We start from the raw sequence: 16,626 nt of genomic DNA, 5'->3' as shown, positions 1-16,626 counted from the left end.
AACCGACACTACCAGCCGCGACCGGCTTCGCCCGCATCGGCGCCGGCCCGGGCGCGCCCGGGCGCGCGTCAGCGCGCCACGCGGCGGTACGTCAGGTCGCGGATCGCGCGCCCCTTGTCCAGACCCTTGCGCTCGAACGCCGTCATCGCGCGCCCGTCGAAGCGCTCGGCCCACTCGCCGTCGTAGGCGCGCGCGAACTCGGGAGCGTCGTCCATGACCTCGCGCATCTGGAGCGCGTAGTCCTCCCAGTCGGTCGCGAGCCGCAGCACGCCGCCGTCTCGGAGCGCGCGCCCGACGACCGCGCCGAAGCCCTCCTTGATCATGCGGCGCTTGTGATGACGCGTCTTGTGCCACGGATCCGAGAAGAAGATCCACACCTCGTCAGCCGCGCCCTCCGGCAGGAGGGTCTCGAGCACCTCGGGCGCGTTCGCCTCGACGACCCGGAGGTTGTCGATCCCGGCCCGGTCGGCGTCGAGCATCGTGCGCGCGAGGCCGCCGATGTACACCTCCACGGCGAGGAAGTCGGTGTCGGGTCGGGCCGCGGCCGCGCTGACGATGGCGTGCCCCTGGCCCGACCCGATCTCGACGACGAGGGGCGCCGTGCGGCCGTATTCCTCTGCGGGAATGAACCGCGCGTCGGGGTGCACGGACGTCGAGGCGTGCTCGCGCGGCACGTCGAACCGGTACCGGGGCGACAGCTCCTCCCAGGCGCGCTCCTGCCCCTCGGACATGCGCCCGCCGCGGCGGACGAAGGAGAGCGGCGACGTGCGGTGGGTACCCGGCTCAGACATGCCCCCAGCGTACGGGGCCGCGCCTCAGCTCTCCCCGACCGTCACGAAGTCGATGAGCTCCTCGACGCGGCCGAGCAGCGCCGGCTCGAGGTCGCGGAACGTCGTCACGCGCGCCAGGATCCGCTGCCAGGCGAGGCCGATGTCCTCGGCCGACTCCGCCGGCCAGCCGAGCCCGCGGCAGATCCCCGTCTTCCAGTCCTGCCCGCGGGGCACCACGGGCCACGCCCGGATCCCCACGGCCTGCGGCTTGACGCACTGCCACACGTCGACGTACGGGTGCCCCACGATGCGCAGGTGCGCGCCGTGCGGACCGCGGAGGATCCCCTCCGCGATGCGGCTCTCCTTCGAGCCCGGCACGAGGTGATCGACGAGGACCCCGTAGCGCCGCCGGGGCCCCGGGGGCTCCGCCGCCAGCAGCTCGTCCAGGTGGTCGAGGCCCGCGAGGAACTCGACGGCGACGCCCTCGGCGCGCAGGTCCGCGCCCCACACCTTCTCGACGAGCTCCGCGTCATGCTTGCCCTCGACGAGGATCCGACTCGGGAGCGCGACGCGGGCGCGGTCGTCGGCCGCGGCGAAGGATCCCGACGCGGTGCGGGTGCGGCCCCGCGGCGCCTGGCGCGGGCGCTCGAGGATAACGGGCTCTCCCTCGAGGAGGAAGCCGCCGCCCAGGGGGAACGCGCGGCGGCGCCCCTTCCCGTCCTCCAGCTCGACGGTGCCCGCCTCGACACGCGTGACGGCCCCGCACCACCCGTCACCGACGACCTCGACGACGAGGTCGAGCTCGGCGGGGATCGTCCGGGAGGTCTTCGTTCCGCGCGTGCGCCAGCCGGGGGCGAGGACGTCGGATCCGTATCGGTCGGAGTTCACCCACCCAGGGTAGGCAGGGGCCGGGGCGCACATCGCGCGCCCCGGTGTCGCCGCGTGTCGGGGATGGTTCGTAGGATCGACGCGTCGGCAGATCGCCGCGCGAGGGGGAAACGCATGCGTCGTCTTGTCATCGGGCTGGCCGCGCTCCTGGGCGCGCTCGCCCTCGTCTCCGGGGCGGCCGTGAGCGCGACGGCGACGCCGCCCGTCGCGCTCGGGGCCGGGTACGTCGTCGATGACGCGGGAGTCCTGTCGGCAGACGAGCTCTCGTCCGCCGAGGCGCGGCTCGACGAGCTCGCCGCGGGCGGCGAGGCCGAGCTGTGGGTCGTGTTCGTCGACACCTTCACGGATCCGTCCGACGCCGGCGCGTGGGCCGATCAGACCGCCGAGGCCGGCGGGCTCGGCAGCGGTCAGTACCTGCTGGCCATCGCCACCGAGGGCCGCCAGCTCTACCTGTCGGCGCCGGCCGACGGCGCGCTGTCCGAGGCCGAGCTCGTGGCCATCGAGACCGCCGCGGCGGGCCCCGCCGGCGACGGGGAGTGGGCCCAGGCGGCCGCCGCGGCCGCCGACGCGCTCGCCGATCGGACCACCCCGAATCCGCTGTGGGGCTGGGCGATCGGCGCCATCGTCGTGGCCGCGGCTCTCGCCGTGGCCGGCCTCGTCCTGTTCTCGCGCGGGCGCGCCGCGCGGCGCCGGAAGGCGGCGCAGGAAGAGAGCGCGGCCGAGCTCGCGCGGCTTGAGACCCGCGCGGCCGAGCTCCTCGTCGAGATGGACGACGCGGTGCGCACGGCCGGCCAGGAGCTGGGCTTCGCGATCGCGCAGTTCGGGCAGGAGGCGACCGCGGAGTACGCGACCGCGCTCCGAGAGGCGCGCGACGATCTCGCCGCGGCGTTCGAGATCCGCCAGCACCTCGACCGGCCCGAGGCGACGCCCGGTACCAGGGCGGACGAGCTCGAGCGCATCATCGCGCTCGTGACCGCGGCCGACGAGAGCCTCGACGCGCACGCGGCCGGCTTCGAGCGGCTGCGCGGCATCGAGCGCCGCGCGCCGGAAGTCCTCCGCACGATCGCGGCGGAGCTCGACGAGGCAGGCGCCCTCCCGGGACGCATCGCCGCCGAGGTCGAGCGGCTGACCGCCGCGTACGACTCCCCCGCGCTTGCCGACGTCGCCGACGACGCCGAGGAGGCCCGCGCGCGCCTCGCCTTCGCGCGGGCCGCGCTGGCGGAGGCGCAGAGGCATCTCGACGCGGGCGAGGCCGCCGAGGCCGCGCTCGACATTCAGGACGCCGAGCAGGCGCTCGGCCAGGCCCGTGAGATGGCCGACACGGTGCGCGCGCTGGCCGATCGCCTCGCCGAGGCGGAGCGCCGCGCGGCGGAGGAGGCGCGGCAGGACCGCGCGGAGTTCGCGCGGATCTCCGAGCAGGCGGCCGTGCGGATCCAGAGCGCCGACGGCTACCTGGCGGCGCGGCGCGGGGCCGTGAGCGCGGAGCCGCGCCAGGCGATCGCCGAGGCGCGCCGCGCGCTCGACGCGGCACACGGGCAGCTCGTCGCGGGCGAGACCGACGCGGCGCTCGCCCAGGCCCGACGCGCGCTCTCGCTGGCGGATCACGCGTCGGCGGCCGCGCACCGCGACGTGGCGGGCTTCCGCGCGGGCGGACCCGGACCCTCGGGCGGCGACCAGCTCCTCGCCGGCATCCTCGGCGGCATCATCGGGAGCTCGCTGTCGGGGTCCTCCCGCCGAGGGTCGGGCTGGGCATCGTCGTCGCGCTCCGCGTCGCGCTCGCGTTCCCGTTCGCGTTCCCGCTCGCCCCGAGGCTTCGGCGGGGGCGGCCGGCGCGGGCGATCGGGCGGCGGACGCCGCTTCTGACCCGCCGGCGCGGACCCATAGCCGACGCATAACCGGCGCTCCTAGACTGCGAGTGCCCCCGACAATCCAACGACGCAGGACCCCTTCGAAAGGCGCCACCATGAGCAAGCAGTCCATTTTCGGGCGGATCTCGACGCTGATCCGCGCCAACGTCAACTCGCTGATCGACGAGGCCGAGGACCCGCAGAAGATGCTGGACCAGCTCGTCCGGGACTACACGAACAACATCGCCGACGCCGAGGCCGCGATCGCCGAGACCATCGGCCAGCTGCGCCTGCTCGAGCGCGACGCCGAGGAGGACCGCAAGGCCGCGGCGGAGTGGGGCAACAAGGCCCTCGCGGCGAGCCGCAAGGGCGACGAGCTGCGCGCCGCGGGCGATGTCGCGGGCGGCGACAAGTTCGACAACCTCGCGAAGGTCGCGCTGCAGCGCCAGGTCCAGACCGAGAACGAGGTGCGCGCGGTCGAGCCGCAGATCCAGCAGCAGCAGGTCGTCGTCGACAAGCTCAAGGACGGCCTGAACGGCATGAAGGTCAAGCTCGAGCAGCTGAAGGGCAAGCGCAACGAGCTCGTCTCGCGCGCGAAGATCGCCGAGGCGCAGAACAAGGTGCACGACGCCGTCAAGTCGGTCGACGTCATGGACCCGACGAGCGAGCTGGGTCGCTTCGAGGAGAAGGTGCGCCGCCAGGAGGCGCTCGCGGCCGGCAAGGCCGAGCTGGCCTCGTCGAGCCTCGACGCGCAGTTCGAGTCGCTCGAGGACGTCGGAGAGCTCACCGAGGTCGAGGCCCGCCTCGCCGCCCTGAAGTCGGGGGGCACCTCCGGCTCGATCACCGCGGGCTGAGCTCACGACAGGACGGGCGCCACCCCTATCCGGGCCGGCGCCCGTCTTGTCGTTTTGGCCACACAGGACGGATGATCGGAACATGACTCGGTTCGTTGTCGTCCCGCAGTGGCAGGGGTCCCCGTCGACCCGCGCGATGTCCCTCATTGACGGCGCCGAGGCGATCGCGGGCGATCTGCCCCGCTCCGCCGTCCAGCGCGTCGAGGTGCCGTTCGAGGCTGGCGAGCGCCTCGACACCGGCGTGCGGCGTGCCAGCGCGCTCCGGCGGCTACGGGAGCGCCTCGACGAGGCCCTCGCGGCGGAGCCGGAGGGGCCCGTTGTGACGATCGGCGGCGACTGCGGCGTCGCCGTCCCCGCGGTCGGCCGCGTCGCGGGCGACGACCTGGCCGTGGTGTGGTTCGACGCGCACGGCGACCTCCACACCCCCGACAGCTCCCCCTCCGGCGCCTTCGCGGGCATGGCGCTCGCGGGGGTGCTCGGCCGCGTGCCGGGCGGGCTCTCGCTGGCGCCGGGCGCCGTCGCCCCCTCCCGGGTCGTGCTCGCCGGAGCCCGGGCGCTGGAGGACGCCGAGCGCGAAAGCGTCGCCGAGAGCGGGATCCGCCACGTCGGCACCGACCGGGTCGTGGAGGACCTCACCGCCGCGGTCGCGGCCACCGGCGCGCGCCGCCTCTACGTGCACGTGGACCTGGACGTCCTGGACCCAGCGCACATCGCGGGCGTGCAGGACGCGCAGCCGTTCGGGCTCGCCGCCGCCGCGCTCGTCGACGCGATCGCCGCGGTCCGCGAGGTGGCGCCCCTCGCGGGGGCGTCGGTCACGGGGTTCGCGCCGCGCACGCCGGAGGCCGCGGTCGACGACCTCGGAACCATCCTGCGCGTCGTCGGGGCGCTCGCGCGCCCCTAGCCGTGTCCCGCGAGGGCGCTCAGACGTAGGCCGCGAGCGCGTCGCGCACCGTGATGTGCTCGCGCGCGACGCCGCGCCGCGACGTGAGGTGCTCGACGATGTCGGCCGTCGCGACGTATCCCCCGAGCAGCGTGACGCGGGTCTCGGCCGCGGCGTCGTCGCAGAGCGTCTCGTCGGCGTACGCGATCGCGGCGCGCGTCATGGCCTCGCCGGGACGGCACAGCGCCGCGGATCCGGGCGCGCCGCGCCGCGAGGCGCGGTCGAGCCAGGTCACCTGCATGCGCGCGGGCGCCGCGATGCGGCCGATCCACGACGCGTCCGGCACCTCGACGAATACGCGACCGCTCGCGCAGAGCGGGAGGGTCGCGAGGAGGGTCTCGAGCTCGACGAGCGTCGTCTCGTCGGCCACCACGAGGTACTGCGCGCGCGCGTGACGGCGGGCGCGGCACGCGTCGCCGTCGTGCGTCGGGAGCGAGGTCGGAGCGGTCATGATGCTCCCACTATACGCCCGAAGGAAAGGCTTGCCTAACCGGTCGCGGGCGGGACGGGGTACCGGCCCGCGATGGTGAGGCGGTTGAACGCGTTGATCGAGATCGCGAGCCAGCTCACGCCGACGTACTCGGGCTCGGAGAGCACGCTCCCCACGCGGTGATAGACGTCGTCCGAGACGCCCGCGCGGTGGATGAAGGTGTGGGCCTCGGTCAGCTCCAGCGCCGCGCGCTCGCGATCCGAGAACACCCCGGACTCGCGCCAGGCGGGGAGCTGGGAGACGTCGTCGGCGGAGATGCCGGCGGCGCCGGCGCGCTCCATGTGTACCCGCACGCAGTACGCGCAGCCGTTCAGCTGGGACGCGTGGAGCATGATCAGCTCCTTGAGCCGGTCGTCGATCCCGGCGTCGCGGGCGATGCGCCCCACCTCCCGCGAGAACTCGTCGAGGGCCTTGTAGGCGGGCTTCGCCGACCGGGCCAGGTGCACGCGCGTCTCGGTCATACGAGAACCCTACTCGGACCCGCGCCGAGGGGGCCAAAAATCACTGTGCACGATAGATGCACAAAGAATCAGACTTTGTGATCAAGATGTGAAAGAAATCTTGCGCGACATGTCGCCGGATTTCGCAGCGGCTCGCGCGAGGCTCCACAATGGTCACGCTCCGGGACACCTCCCGGACCCACCCCGAGGATCCCATGGTCACCCCCTCTTCTGCCGACGAGTTCGCCTTCCTGCCGGATCAGGCTCGCGAGCTCGGCGTCGTCGTTGCGCCGGCGTCGCGCGACGCGGTCGCGCTCGGCGACGGCCGGACCCTGTCGGCGCTGCGATACGGCCGGGGAGAGGTGCGCGTCGCGTTCCTCCACGGCGCCGGCCTCAACGCCCACACGTGGGATCGCACGGCGCTCGCGCTCGGCGAGCCCGCCGTCGCGCTCGACCTGCCGGGCCACGGCGAATCGAGCTGGCGCGCGGACGCCGACTATGCCCCCTCCGCGCTCGCACCGGACGCGGCCCGCGCGATCGAGGCCTGGGCGAGCGCTCCGGCCGTCGTCGTCGGGCACTCCCTCGGCGGGCTCGCGGCGATCGCGCTCGCGGCCGAGCGCCCCGACCTCGTCTCCCACCTCGTGCTCGTCGACATCGCGCCGGGCGCGGGGAGCGACGGCGCGGCGGGCCTTCGGGCCTTCTACGAGCGGCTCGCGTTCGACTCGATCGACGACGTCCTCGACCACGCGCAGGCGTTCGGCCTCGGCGGCGACCGGGACCAGGCCCGGCGCGGCGTCCTCCTCAACACGCGCACGCGCGCGGACGGATCCGTCGAGTGGAAGCACCACATGGCGCGCCTGATGTCCCCCGCCGCGCCAGACGAGCGCCCCGCCGCGACAGACCACGGCGCGCTCCGCGACCAGCTCGCGGCGATCGCCGCGCCCGTCACGCTCATCGCGGGCACCCGCGGGTTCCTCGGCGAGGGCGACCTCGCGGCATTCCGCGCCGCCCGGCCCGGCGACGCCGTGCACCTGATCGACGCCCCGCACAACGTGCAGGACGTCGCCCCCACCGACATCGCGCGGGTCATCCGCGCGATCCTTGGACGCGCCTAGGCGCTCACGAAGGGACCCCCGATGGCCTCCCCCGCCCCCCGCCATGCCCGCCGCGCCGCGGCCGCCGTCCTCGCCGCGTCGGCGCTCGCCCTCGCGTCCTGCTCCGCGCCGGGCGACGAGGCGACGCAGGACGCCTCCGGGGCCACGCTCGAGGTCGGCCTCGTCCTCGAGCCGACCAACCTCGACATTCGACACACCGCCGGCGCCGCCCTCGAGCAGGCGCTCATCGGCAACGTCTACGAGGGGCTCGTCGCCCGCTCGGGCGCCGACATCGTGCCCGCGCTCGCGACCGAGTGGTCCGTCTCGGACGACGGCCTCGAGTACACGTTCACGCTCGCCGGCGACGTCACCTTCCACGGCGGCCAGGACATGACGGCGGACGACGTCGTGGCGTCGCTCGAGGCCGTCCGCGGCGACGAGACGGCGATCGGCCACGACGAGCTCGCGGGCGTCGCCGAGGTCGCGGCGATCGACGAGGGCACGGTCCGGGTCGCGCTCGCCGAGCCCGACCAGGGCTTCCTGTTCGCGCTGACGGGCCCCGCCGGGCTCGTGCTCGACGCGGACGACGAGACGGACATGCTCTCGGACGCGAACGGCACCGGCCCGTTCGCGCTGGAGAGCTGGAACCAGGGCGACAGCATCGTCCTCGCCCGCAACGACGCGTACTGGGGCGACCCGGCCGGCGTCGCCGAGGTCGTCCTGCGCTATATCCCGGAGCCCACCGCGCTCGTCGCGGCTGGCCTCGACGGATCCCTCGACGCGCTCACCGGCATCGACGCGGAGCTCGCGCCGCAGCTCGAGGGATCCTTCGCGGTGACGTCGGGGCCGACGACCGACAAGTTCATCCTGGCGTTCAACGAGGAGGCGGCGCCGCTCGACGACGTGCGCGTGCGGGAGGCCCTCCGCCTCGCGATCGACCACGACGCCATCGTCGAGGTCGTCGGCGCCGGCGTGACGCAGTTCGGCCCCGTGCCCGAGCTGGATCCGGGATACGAGGACCTCTCGGACACGATCGCCTACGACCCCGAGCGCGCCCGCGACCTTCTCGCCGAGGCCGGCGTCGAGGACCTCTCGCTCGAGCTCACCATCCCGTCGGCCTACGGCACGACGGTCTCGACGCTGCTCGTGTCGGCCTTCGCCGACATCGGCGTCGAGCTGGAGGTCTCCCCCGTCGAGTTCTCCACGTGGCTCCAGGACGTCTACACGAACCACGACTACGAGCTGAGCTACGTCAACCACGTCGAGCCGCGCGACTTCTCGACGTGGACGGACGCGGACTACTACTACGCGATCGCGGACGACGAGGCGCGCGCGGAGATCGCCGACACCTACGCGGAGGCCATGCGCGAGACGGATCCGGACGCCTCGGCCGCGCTCATCGCCGACGCCGCTCGGCTCGTCGCGGCCCAGCACCCCGCGGACTGGCTGTACACGCGCGAGGACGTCGTCGCGGTCGCCACGGGCGTCGAGGGCTTCCCCACGAGCGAGACCAGCACGCGCCTGCCGCTCGCGGGCGTCAGCGTCGCGGGGTCCTGATCCCCCGTGGCGCGATACGCCCTCACGCGCGCGGCCCTGCTGGTGGTGGGCCTCGCCGTCGCGAGCGCGCTCATCTTCTTCACGCTCCGGGTACTGCCGGGTGACGTCGCCCAGATGATCCTCGGCACGGAGGGCACCCCCGCGCAGGCCGAGCGGATCCGCCAGCAGCTCGGCCTCGACCGCCCGGCGTGGGAGCAGTACGCCGACTGGGTCGGGGCGCTCCTGCGCGGCGACCTCGGCACCTCGCTGGTCACGGGCACGCCCGTGGCCGCCGAGATCGCCGACAAGGCCGCCGTGACCCTCCCGCTCGGCGTGCTCTCGCTCCTCATCGCCCTCGCGATCGCCGTGCCGAGCGGGATCGCCTCGGCCGTCTACCGCCGGCGCGCCATCGGCCAGGCGATCAGCGTGGGCGCGCAGCTGACCGCCGCGGTGCCCGTCGTGTGGGCCGGCATGATGCTCGTGGTCGTCTTCGCCGTCTGGCTCGGCTGGCTGCCCGCGCAGGGCTTCCCGCGGGAGGGATGGGCGGATCCGGAGGCGGCGCTCGCCGCGCTCGCGCTGCCCGCCCTGACGATCGGCGTGGTCGAGGGCGCCATGCTTCTGCGGTTCGTGCGCAGCGCGACGCTCGCCGCGGCGGGCGAGGACTTCGTCCGCACCGCCGCCGCGCAGGGCCGTACGCGCACGCAGGCGCTCGTCCGCCAGGGCCTGCCGACGGTGGGCCTGTCGATCGTGACGGTCCTCGGCCTGCAGATCGCGGGGATCCTCGTCGGCGCCGTCGTCATCGAGCAGGTGTTCGCGCTGCCCGGCATCGGGCGCATGCTCGTCGCCGACGTCGGCGCGCGCGACCTCGCGAAGGTGCAGGGCGAGCTGTTCGTCCTCACCGGCGTCGTGCTCGTCGTCGGGTTCGCGGTCGACCTCCTGCACCGCGGGATCGACCCGCGGCAGAGGGAGCGCTCGTGAACGCCGCCACCCGCCTCCTGCGCATCCCGACGGGCCGCGCCGCCGCCATCGTCCTCGCGCTCGTGCTCATAGTCGCCGCGGTCTCGCTCCTGTGGACGCCGTTCGACCCGCGCACGACCGACGCCTACGCGACGTGGAGCGCGCCGTCGTGGCCGCACGTCCTCGGCACCGATCAGACGGGGCGCGACATCGCCTCGCTTCTCATGGCCGGCGCGCGCACGACCGTGCTCGTCGCCGTCGGCGCGGGGCTCGTCGCGACGATCGTCGGCGTCGTCCTCGCGTCCCTCGGCGCGCTCACGGCGCGCCCCGTGCGCGAGGCGGTCGCTGTCCTGATCGACATCCTCATCGCCTTCCCCGTCCTCCTCATCGCGATGATGATCTCCGCCGTGTGGGGCGGATCCCTGTGGGTCGTCGTGTGGAGCGTGGGAATCGGCTACGGCGTCAACATCGCCCGCGTCGCGCGCATCGAGCTGCGCCGGCTCGGCCACGCCGACTACGTGCTCGCCGCGCGCGCGGCGGGGCTCACGCCCGGACAGGTGCTCGCGCGCCACCTGCTGCCCGGCGCGGCGCCCGTGTTCATCGTCCAGCTGTCGTGGTCGATGGCGGCGGCCGTGCTCGCGGAGGCGGGCCTGTCCTATCTCGGGTTCGGCGCCCCCGTCACGCAGCCGAGCTGGGGCCTGCTCCTCAGCGAGCTGCAGGCCTACATCGCCGTGCACCCCGCCAGCGTGCTCGCCCCCGGCATCGCGATCACCGCGACGGTGCTGAGCCTCAACCTCCTCGGCGACGCCCTGCGCGAGGCCACCGACCCCACCCTCGGCGCCCGGCGCCGCGTGGCGCACGTCCCAGAGGTCGTCGCATGAGCCTCGTCGTGACCGACCTGCGGGTCGAGATAGGCGGCGACGTCGTCGTCGACGGCGTCTCGTTCGCCGTCCCCGACGGCGGGCGCCTCGGGCTCATCGGCGAGTCGGGCTCCGGCAAGTCGCTGACCGCCCTGGCGATCCTCGGCCTCCTTCCGGACGGCGCGGTCGCGAGCGGATCCGTGACCTGGCGCGGGCAGGAGATCCTCGGGATGCCGGACCGGCAGCTCGCGCGCGTGCGCGGATCCGAGCTGGCCGTCGTGTTCCAGGAGCCCTTGACCGCGCTCAACCCGATCCGGACCATCGGCCGCCAGATCGCCGAGCCCCTGCGCATCCACGGCGGCGCATCGCGGCGGGCCGCGCGCGCCGAGGCCGTGCGGCTCGCCGCGCGGGTCGCGCTGCCGGATCCGGAGCGCATCGTCCGCCGGTACCCGCACGAGCTGTCGGGCGGCCAGCGACAGCGCGCGGCGCTCGCGATGGCCCTCGCGGCGGGGCCGAACCTCCTCATCGCGGACGAGCCGACGACGGCGCTCGACGTGACCGTGCAGGCCGAGGTGCTCGCCTTGCTGGGCGATCTCGTCGCGCACGAGGGCATGGCCCTCGTGTTCATCACGCACGACCTGGCCGTGCTCGCGCAGGTCGCCACGCACGCCGTCGTCCTCGCCGGCGGCCGCGCGGTCGAGTCGGGCGCCGTGGCGGAGCTCCTCGCGCGCCCCGCCCACCCCGTCACGCGCGGACTCGTGCGCGACGCGACGGCATCGCTCTGGCGCCCGGAGGGATCCGCATGACCGACGTTCTGCTCGAAGCGCGCGGCCTCGCCCGGGCGTACCCCGGCGACCGGCCGCACCCGTTCGCGCGGCGGGCGCGCGCATGGGCCCTTAACCCGACCGACCTCGCGGTGCGCGGCGGCGACGCCGTCGGCATCATCGGCGAGTCCGGATCCGGGAAGTCGACGCTCGTGCGCCTTCTCACGGGGCTCGACCGGCCGACCGCGGGCACGGTCGCGTTCGACGGGCGCCCCGTCGACGCCGCGGCCTCCGCCCGGTCGCTGCGCTGGCTGCGCCGCCGCACGGGGATCGTGTTTCAGGATCCGCACGGCTCGCTCGACCCGCGCATGAGCGTCGGGCGCATCGTCGGCGAGCCCCTCTGGGCGCTCGACGTGCCCGGCGACCACCGGGCGAGGGTGCGGGAGGTGCTCGCGCGGGTGGGGCTCGACGCCGCCGCCGCGGACCGTTACCCGCACGAGTTCTCGGGGGGCCAGCGCCAGCGGATCGCGATCGCGCGGGCGATCGCGCACCGCCCGGACCTGCTCGTGGGCGACGAGCCGCTCTCGGCGCTCGACGTCACGGTCCGCGCCCAGATCCTCGACCTGCTCGCCGAGCTGCGGCGCGAATCGGGCCTGACGCTTCTCGTGGTCAGCCACGACATCGGCGTCGTCCAGAACCTCTGCGACGAGACGGTCGTCATGCACGCGGGCGCGGTCGTGGAGCACGGGCCGACCACCCAGGTCCTGCTCCACCCGCGCGAGGCCTACACCCGGCGGCTCATCGCGTCGATCCCGACGATCTAGGACTGTTCCATTCACGGGAATGAATCTCGGTCCGGGGCGGTTCCGGATCCCGTGACCACCTTCGCCGACGTCGTCGTGATCGGGGCCGGCCAGGCCGGCCTTTCGGCCGCCCATCACCTCGCGCGGTCCGGCTTCCGCGCCGCGGGAGACGGCGGATCCAGCCCCACCTTCGTCGTGCTCGACGCGGCGGACGGACCGGGCGGCGCCTGGCGGGAGCGCTGGGAGTCCCTCACCGTGGCGACGCTCAACGGCATCTTCGCCCTCCCCGGGGCCGACGCGCCCGCGCTCGATCCGTCCGAGCCGAGCCGAGACGCGGTGCCGCGCTACTTCGCGGAGTTCGAGGCCGCTGAGGGCCTGCCGATCGTGCGCCCCGCGCGCGTGACGCGCGTGGAGGAAGACGGCGCGGGCGGCCTCGCCGTGCACACCGCCGGCGGGCTCTGGCGCGCGCGGGCGATCGTGAACGCCACGGGCACGTGGGACAACCCGCTCCGCCCCTCCCTCCCCGGATCCGACCGCTTCGCGGGGCGACAGCTCCACACGCGGGACTACCGGTCGCTCGAGGAGTTTCGCGGCGCGCGGGTCGCGATCGTCGGCGGCGGGATCTCTGCCATCCAGCACCTCGAAGAGGTCTCGCGCGTGGCGGACACCCTCTGGTACACGCGGCAGGAGCCCGTCTTCGCGGACGGTCCGTTCCGCCCCGAGACGACGGGTCGCGCCACGATCGCGCGCGTCACGGCGGACGCCGAGGCGGGACGGCCGGTCACGAGCATCGTCGGCTACACGGGCCTGACGTGGTTCCCCGCGGCGCGCGCGGCGCGCGATCGGGGCGTCCTCGTCCGGCGCGAGATGTTCGTCGGGATGACCGAGCGGGGCGTCGTCGAGGCCGACGGCTCCGCCACCCGCGTCGATCACGTGCTCTGGGCCACGGGGTTTCGGCCCGCGCTCGGGCACCTGGATCCGCTCCACCTCACGGGCCCCGCGGGCGGCATCCCGGTCCAGGGGACCCGGGTGGCGACGGATCCGCGGATCCACCTCGTCGGCTTCGGCCCCTCGCAGTCGACGGTCGGGGCGAACCGCGCCGGCCGGCTCGCGGCGCGGGACCTCCGCGCGCTGCTCGGCGCGTGAGGCGGATCCGCACGCGGCAGACACCCGGACATCCGGCGAGACGCGTCGAGACGTGAACACCTGGCAGACGCGTCGTGACGGGCTGGTGAAGTGGCCGGGGTACGGGCGCGGGCCTGCCTACGGTGAGAGGGTGAACAACGCGTACGATGTCGCCGTCGTCGGCGCCGGCATCGTCGGGCTCGGCCACGCCGCCGCCGCGCACGCGCGCGGTCTCCGCACCGTCGTGGTGGAGCGCTCGCCTCGCGCGCGCGGAGCGACCGTGCTCGGGTCCGGGCACGTCGGCACGACGCTGCACGTCGACGCGCATCGCGCTCTCGCCGCCCGCACGCGCGAGCTTTTCCTCTCCTACGCGCCGCGGGCCCGGTTCTGGCTCGCGCGCCGCGGCACGCTCGCGGTCGCGACGGCGGACGACGAGCTCGAGGTGCTGCGCGGGGCCGGCGCGGGACGGATCCTCAGCGAGCGCGAGGTGACGGACCTCGCGCCCGTCGCGGGCGCCATCGGCGGCGCGCTCTACCGCGACGACATGCAGCTGAACCCCCGCGAGATGGCGCCCGCCTTCGCCGCCTGGCTTGCCACGGAGGGCGTCGACTTCCGGTGGCGCACGACGGCGCTCGGCGCGGATCCCGGCTCCCTCGCGACCTCGCGGGGCGACATCCGCGCGGACAACATCGTCTTCTGCATCGGGGCCGACCTGGAGTCGCTGTGGCCCGACCTCGCGGCCCGGCACGGCGTGCGCCGCCGGGCCACCGACATGATGCTCGCGACGGGCGTGGGCCTGGAGTTTCCCGTCATCACCGGATCCACGATGCTGCGGCACGAGGTCTTCCGGGAGACCCCCGCGCACGCGGACCTGCTGTCGCGTTTCGAGCGCGAACGGCCGGACATCATCGACCTGGGCGTCGGGCAGACGTACGCGGAGGTGTCGGGGCTCGGCGTGCTCATCGGGGCGGCCCACCGGGACGAGGACGACGCCTGGCCGTTCCAGGAGGAGGTCGCCTTCGACGTCCTCTCGCGCGAGGCGCGGCGCCTGTTCGGCCAGAAGCGGCTCGACGTCCGTCAGCGCTGGCGCGCCGTGGCCGCGGCGGTTCCGGGCGACACCCTGCGCGCCCGAGCGGGCGACGGGATCCACGTGTCCGCGGCGGGCGGCGACAGCGCGATGAGCATGGGGCTCGCCCTCGGCGAGACGGTGCTCGCCGACCTTTACGGCCCGTAGGCCCGGGGCCTAGAGGTGAATGTCGATGGCGGCGCGGGACGACTTGAAGGTGCCGATGAACTCCGCGACGGCGACGTGCGCGGGGTGGGTCGCGTAGACGGCGAGCGCGTCGGCGTCGTCGAAGTCGGCGACGAGCGCGAAGTCGTAGTTGCCCTCGATTTCCACGGCGTTCGCGCCGACCGTCATGGCACGCAGGCCCGGGACGACCCCGACGAGCGCCTCCAGCCGCTGGGCGGCCTCCGTGATCGACGCGTTCTTGTCGTCGGCGTCGACGCCGAACATCACGATGTGGCGGATCATGCGGGCTCCCTCGTCGGAACGGTTTCCCTCATCGTAGGGCGCGTCCGCTCGCCGCACCACGCGGGCGCGCGGGCGGCCGCGTGCCGCTCATCCCCCGAGCGCGCTGCGGAGCCGGTCGGGGGCGACGCGCCAGTGCGCGTGCAGCTGCCCGTCGATCAGCACAACCGGGATCTTCTCCCACCACGCGTCGTAGAGTTCGGGGTCGTCGAGGATCGACAGCTCCGTCACCTCGACGCCGTCCGCGACGGCGTCCGGCAGATCCGCGATCGTGAGGTCGACGACCTCGCGCGCGACGTCGCACAGGTGACAGTCGGGCTTGCTGATGAGCGTGAGCGCGGTCACCGCTCGACCTCGTAGCCCGCCTCGATCCACGCGGCCGTCCCGCCGGCGACGTTCGTGGCGTCGTACCCGCGGGGCTCCAACGCCGCCGCGGCCTGCGCCGAGCGACCGCCGAGGTGGCAGATGACGTCGAACTCCGGGGGAAGCTCGTCGAGCCGCGCGCCGAGCTCGGAGAGGGGGATGTTCACGGCGCCCGGCACGCGTCCGGCAGCGAATTCGTCGGCCTCGCGCACGTCGATGAGAGGGGTGTTCTGACGCGCCTTCAGCTCGGCGACGGTGATCTCCTGCATGCGTCCATTCTCCCGCACGCCGCGGGGGACGGATCCGCCCGGACACAGCGAAGCGCCGGTCCACCGCGGTGGACCGGCGCTTCGCATATCGCGCCAGTTACTTCTTGTTGCGGCGCTGGTGGCGCGTCTTGCGCAGCAGCTTGCGGTGCTTCTTCTTCGCCATGCGCTTGCGGCGCTTCTTGATGACAGAACCCACGTCGAACCTCGCTATGTCTGGGGCTTGGATGCCGGGCACGGACAGGTGCCGGCGTCCGAGTACGGGCACGGCAGAAAAAGTGCCTCGTTCTACCTTACACTGTGCCGCCGCGCGGGCGAACTCGGCGTGCTCTCAGCCTGCGTGCGCCTGCCCCGCGTCGGGGTTCTGCAGCATCTCGGTGACCGCGCTCTCGGGCACGCGGTAGCTGCGGCCGAACCGCACGGCGGGGAGCTCGCCGGCGTGCACGAGGCGATAAACGGTCATCTTCGACACGCGCATGATGTCGGCGACCTCGGCGACGGTCAGAAACCGCACATCGGGCATCTGGGCCATCGTGTACTCCCCCGGGATATTGGTGCTTCCTGTTTACCTTAGGGGCAGATCGAGCCCCGTGTAAACCCGCGTGACGCGTGTGAAACCGCGGATCCCCGCGGGGCCGTCGCCGGCGGCGCGCGCCGCTACGCGCCGAGGCGCTTCAGCGCCGTCTGCACGACGGCCGCCGTCCGACCGAGCGACTCGGCGAACTTCGTCGCGGGCTCCGGGAGCGGCGCGTAGATCGACTGCGTCGCCTCCGCCGCGAGCTCGCTCTCGTCCACGAAGAAGGGCACGAGCCAGTCGTCCACTTCCTCCAGCGGCCCCGGCTCGATCCGGTAGTAGCGGTGCTGGCCCTCCTCGCGGACCGTGACGAGCCCGGCCTCGCGCAGCACCTTGAGGTGCTTGGAGACCGTCGGCTGGCTCACGCTGAGGTCCGCCACGATCTGCGACACACTGGTGCCGCCGTCCGACTGCGGGTCGCGGCGGAGCAGGAGCTGGAGGATCTCGCGCCGGGTGCCGTCGGCGATCACGTCGAAGATGTCGGCCATAGCCGACAGCGTATGGCATGCCGGGCATATTCGACA

At 74.1% G+C, this 16,626-nt stretch carries 21 protein-coding genes; 11 read left to right on the top strand and 10 right to left on the bottom strand.

Annotated features, from left to right (window positions below):
* Positions 1 to 68: 68 nt before the first annotated feature.
* Both trmB and G8E01_RS04115 read right to left on the bottom strand, forming a co-directional pair.
* Positions 69 to 791 (bottom strand): tRNA (guanosine(46)-N7)-methyltransferase TrmB, encoded by a 723-nt coding sequence (gene trmB, locus G8E01_RS04120; protein ID WP_166316252.1) that lies wholly within the window; start codon positions 789 to 791, stop codon positions 69 to 71.
* 24 nt (positions 792 to 815) lie between these two features.
* Complete coding sequence (locus tag G8E01_RS04115) at positions 816 to 1,658, bottom strand: DUF3097 domain-containing protein (RefSeq protein ID WP_338100737.1); 843 nt, start codon at positions 1,656 to 1,658, stop codon at positions 816 to 818.
* A gap of 114 nt (positions 1,659 to 1,772) precedes the next feature.
* Between G8E01_RS04115 and G8E01_RS04110 the strand changes: the two genes are divergently transcribed.
* From G8E01_RS04110 to G8E01_RS04100, 3 genes are all read left to right on the top strand, one after another.
* The gene (locus G8E01_RS04110) at positions 1,773 to 3,521 is read left to right on the top strand and encodes a TPM domain-containing protein (protein WP_166316246.1); all 1,749 of its coding nucleotides are present in this window, start codon (positions 1,773 to 1,775) and stop codon (positions 3,519 to 3,521) included.
* 100 nt (positions 3,522 to 3,621) lie between these two features.
* On the top strand, positions 3,622 to 4,359 hold the full coding sequence (locus G8E01_RS04105) for a PspA/IM30 family protein (protein ID WP_155047731.1): 738 nt from the start codon (positions 3,622 to 3,624) through the stop codon (positions 4,357 to 4,359).
* Between the two features lie 82 nt (positions 4,360 to 4,441).
* The gene (locus G8E01_RS04100) at positions 4,442 to 5,260 is read left to right on the top strand and encodes an arginase family protein (protein WP_166316243.1); all 819 of its coding nucleotides are present in this window, start codon (positions 4,442 to 4,444) and stop codon (positions 5,258 to 5,260) included.
* A gap of 19 nt (positions 5,261 to 5,279) precedes the next feature.
* Here G8E01_RS04100 and G8E01_RS04095 read toward each other — a convergent pair whose 3' ends face one another.
* Together G8E01_RS04095 and G8E01_RS04090 are read right to left on the bottom strand one after the other, a co-directional pair.
* Positions 5,280 to 5,750, bottom strand: a complete 471-nt coding sequence (locus G8E01_RS04095) for an SIP domain-containing protein (RefSeq protein ID WP_166316240.1) — start codon at positions 5,748 to 5,750, stop codon at positions 5,280 to 5,282.
* A gap of 35 nt (positions 5,751 to 5,785) precedes the next feature.
* On the bottom strand, positions 5,786 to 6,250 hold the full coding sequence (locus G8E01_RS04090) for a carboxymuconolactone decarboxylase family protein (RefSeq protein ID WP_166316237.1): 465 nt from the start codon (positions 6,248 to 6,250) through the stop codon (positions 5,786 to 5,788).
* A gap of 149 nt (positions 6,251 to 6,399) precedes the next feature.
* Between G8E01_RS04090 and G8E01_RS04085 the strand changes: the two genes are divergently transcribed.
* The 8 genes from G8E01_RS04085 to G8E01_RS04050 all read left to right on the top strand — a co-directional run bounded on the left by G8E01_RS04085 (position 6,400) and on the right by G8E01_RS04050 (position 14,602).
* Complete coding sequence (locus tag G8E01_RS04085; RefSeq protein WP_166316234.1) at positions 6,400 to 7,344, top strand: alpha/beta fold hydrolase; 945 nt, start codon at positions 6,400 to 6,402, stop codon at positions 7,342 to 7,344.
* Between the two features lie 21 nt (positions 7,345 to 7,365).
* Positions 7,366 to 8,880 (top strand): ABC transporter substrate-binding protein, encoded by a 1,515-nt coding sequence (locus G8E01_RS04080; protein ID WP_166316231.1) that lies wholly within the window; start codon positions 7,366 to 7,368, stop codon positions 8,878 to 8,880.
* Between the two features lie 6 nt (positions 8,881 to 8,886).
* Entirely contained in the window at positions 8,887 to 9,837 is a 951-nt protein-coding gene (locus G8E01_RS04075) for an ABC transporter permease subunit (RefSeq protein ID WP_166316228.1), read from the top strand.
* Positions 9,834 to 10,697 (top strand): ABC transporter permease subunit, encoded by an 864-nt coding sequence (locus tag G8E01_RS04070; protein ID WP_166316225.1) that lies wholly within the window; start codon positions 9,834 to 9,836, stop codon positions 10,695 to 10,697. Before G8E01_RS04075 ends, G8E01_RS04070 begins: the two co-directional genes overlap by 4 nt.
* A complete protein-coding gene (locus tag G8E01_RS04065; RefSeq protein WP_166316222.1) occupies positions 10,694 to 11,482 on the top strand; it encodes an ABC transporter ATP-binding protein in 789 nt (262 codons plus the stop codon). Before G8E01_RS04070 ends, G8E01_RS04065 begins: the two co-directional genes overlap by 4 nt.
* Positions 11,479 to 12,264 (top strand): ABC transporter ATP-binding protein, encoded by a 786-nt coding sequence (locus G8E01_RS04060; protein WP_166316219.1) that lies wholly within the window; start codon positions 11,479 to 11,481, stop codon positions 12,262 to 12,264. Before G8E01_RS04065 ends, G8E01_RS04060 begins: the two co-directional genes overlap by 4 nt.
* A 51-nt stretch (positions 12,265 to 12,315) precedes the next feature.
* On the top strand, positions 12,316 to 13,389 hold the full coding sequence (locus tag G8E01_RS04055; RefSeq protein ID WP_166316216.1) for an NAD(P)-binding domain-containing protein: 1,074 nt from the start codon (positions 12,316 to 12,318) through the stop codon (positions 13,387 to 13,389).
* A gap of 130 nt (positions 13,390 to 13,519) precedes the next feature.
* Positions 13,520 to 14,602 carry an FAD-dependent oxidoreductase gene (locus tag G8E01_RS04050; RefSeq protein WP_166316213.1) on the top strand — a complete coding sequence of 361 codons (1,083 nt, stop codon included), beginning with the start codon at positions 13,520 to 13,522 and terminating at the stop codon, positions 14,600 to 14,602.
* Between the two features lie 9 nt (positions 14,603 to 14,611).
* Here the strand turns inward: G8E01_RS04050 and G8E01_RS04045 are convergent, their stop codons facing one another.
* From G8E01_RS04045 to G8E01_RS04020, 6 genes are all read right to left on the bottom strand, one after another.
* A complete protein-coding gene (locus tag G8E01_RS04045) occupies positions 14,612 to 14,902 on the bottom strand; it encodes a Dabb family protein (protein WP_166316210.1) in 291 nt (96 codons plus the stop codon).
* Between the two features lie 87 nt (positions 14,903 to 14,989).
* Positions 14,990 to 15,244, bottom strand: a complete 255-nt coding sequence (locus tag G8E01_RS12695; RefSeq protein ID WP_338100736.1) for a glutaredoxin family protein — start codon at positions 15,242 to 15,244, stop codon at positions 14,990 to 14,992.
* Positions 15,241 to 15,531: a rhodanese-like domain-containing protein gene (locus tag G8E01_RS04035; protein WP_166316204.1), complete on the bottom strand. Its 291-nt coding sequence runs from the start codon at positions 15,529 to 15,531 to the stop codon at positions 15,241 to 15,243. The genes G8E01_RS12695 and G8E01_RS04035 overlap by 4 nt, the downstream gene beginning before the upstream one ends.
* Positions 15,532 to 15,628: 97 nt before the next feature.
* On the bottom strand, positions 15,629 to 15,727 hold the full coding sequence (locus tag G8E01_RS04030) for a 30S ribosomal protein bS22 (RefSeq protein WP_003792170.1): 99 nt from the start codon (positions 15,725 to 15,727) through the stop codon (positions 15,629 to 15,631).
* 132 nt (positions 15,728 to 15,859) lie between these two features.
* Positions 15,860 to 16,060, bottom strand: a complete 201-nt coding sequence (locus tag G8E01_RS04025; RefSeq protein WP_166316201.1) for a helix-turn-helix domain-containing protein — start codon at positions 16,058 to 16,060, stop codon at positions 15,860 to 15,862.
* A 125-nt stretch (positions 16,061 to 16,185) separates the two neighbouring features.
* A complete protein-coding gene (locus G8E01_RS04020) occupies positions 16,186 to 16,590 on the bottom strand; it encodes an ArsR/SmtB family transcription factor (protein ID WP_166316198.1) in 405 nt (134 codons plus the stop codon).
* Positions 16,591 to 16,626 lie beyond the last annotated feature (36 nt).

Source organism: Microbacterium excoecariae, assembly GCF_011326725.1.
GTDB lineage: Bacteria > Actinomycetota > Actinomycetes > Actinomycetales > Microbacteriaceae > Microbacterium > Microbacterium excoecariae.
Note: the sequence above shows the minus strand (reverse complement) of the source record. Positions and strands in the feature narration are given on the sequence as shown.

What these genes read in the sequence shown, in the direction of transcription:
- trmB (WP_166316252.1), bottom strand. Translation starts at nt 791, where the DNA reads ATGTCTGAGCCGGGTACCCACCGCACGTCGCCGCTCTCCTTCGTCCGC.
- G8E01_RS04110 (WP_166316246.1), top strand. Translation starts at nt 1,773, where the DNA reads ATGCGTCGTCTTGTCATCGGGCTGGCCGCGCTCCTGGGCGCGCTCGCC.
- G8E01_RS04105 (WP_155047731.1), top strand. Translation starts at nt 3,622, where the DNA reads ATGAGCAAGCAGTCCATTTTCGGGCGGATCTCGACGCTGATCCGCGCC.
- G8E01_RS04100 (WP_166316243.1), top strand. Translation starts at nt 4,442, where the DNA reads ATGACTCGGTTCGTTGTCGTCCCGCAGTGGCAGGGGTCCCCGTCGACC.
- G8E01_RS04095 (WP_166316240.1), bottom strand. Translation starts at nt 5,750, where the DNA reads ATGACCGCTCCGACCTCGCTCCCGACGCACGACGGCGACGCGTGCCGC.
- G8E01_RS04090 (WP_166316237.1), bottom strand. Translation starts at nt 6,250, where the DNA reads ATGACCGAGACGCGCGTGCACCTGGCCCGGTCGGCGAAGCCCGCCTAC.
- G8E01_RS04085 (WP_166316234.1), top strand. Translation starts at nt 6,400, where the DNA reads ATGGTCACGCTCCGGGACACCTCCCGGACCCACCCCGAGGATCCCATG.
- G8E01_RS04080 (WP_166316231.1), top strand. Translation starts at nt 7,366, where the DNA reads ATGGCCTCCCCCGCCCCCCGCCATGCCCGCCGCGCCGCGGCCGCCGTC.
- G8E01_RS04065 (WP_166316222.1), top strand. Translation starts at nt 10,694, where the DNA reads ATGAGCCTCGTCGTGACCGACCTGCGGGTCGAGATAGGCGGCGACGTC.
- G8E01_RS04060 (WP_166316219.1), top strand. Translation starts at nt 11,479, where the DNA reads ATGACCGACGTTCTGCTCGAAGCGCGCGGCCTCGCCCGGGCGTACCCC.
- G8E01_RS04045 (WP_166316210.1), bottom strand. Translation starts at nt 14,902, where the DNA reads ATGATCCGCCACATCGTGATGTTCGGCGTCGACGCCGACGACAAGAAC.
- G8E01_RS04035 (WP_166316204.1), bottom strand. Translation starts at nt 15,531, where the DNA reads ATGCAGGAGATCACCGTCGCCGAGCTGAAGGCGCGTCAGAACACCCCT.
- G8E01_RS04025 (WP_166316201.1), bottom strand. Translation starts at nt 16,060, where the DNA reads ATGGCCCAGATGCCCGATGTGCGGTTTCTGACCGTCGCCGAGGTCGCC.
- G8E01_RS04020 (WP_166316198.1), bottom strand. Translation starts at nt 16,590, where the DNA reads ATGGCCGACATCTTCGACGTGATCGCCGACGGCACCCGGCGCGAGATC.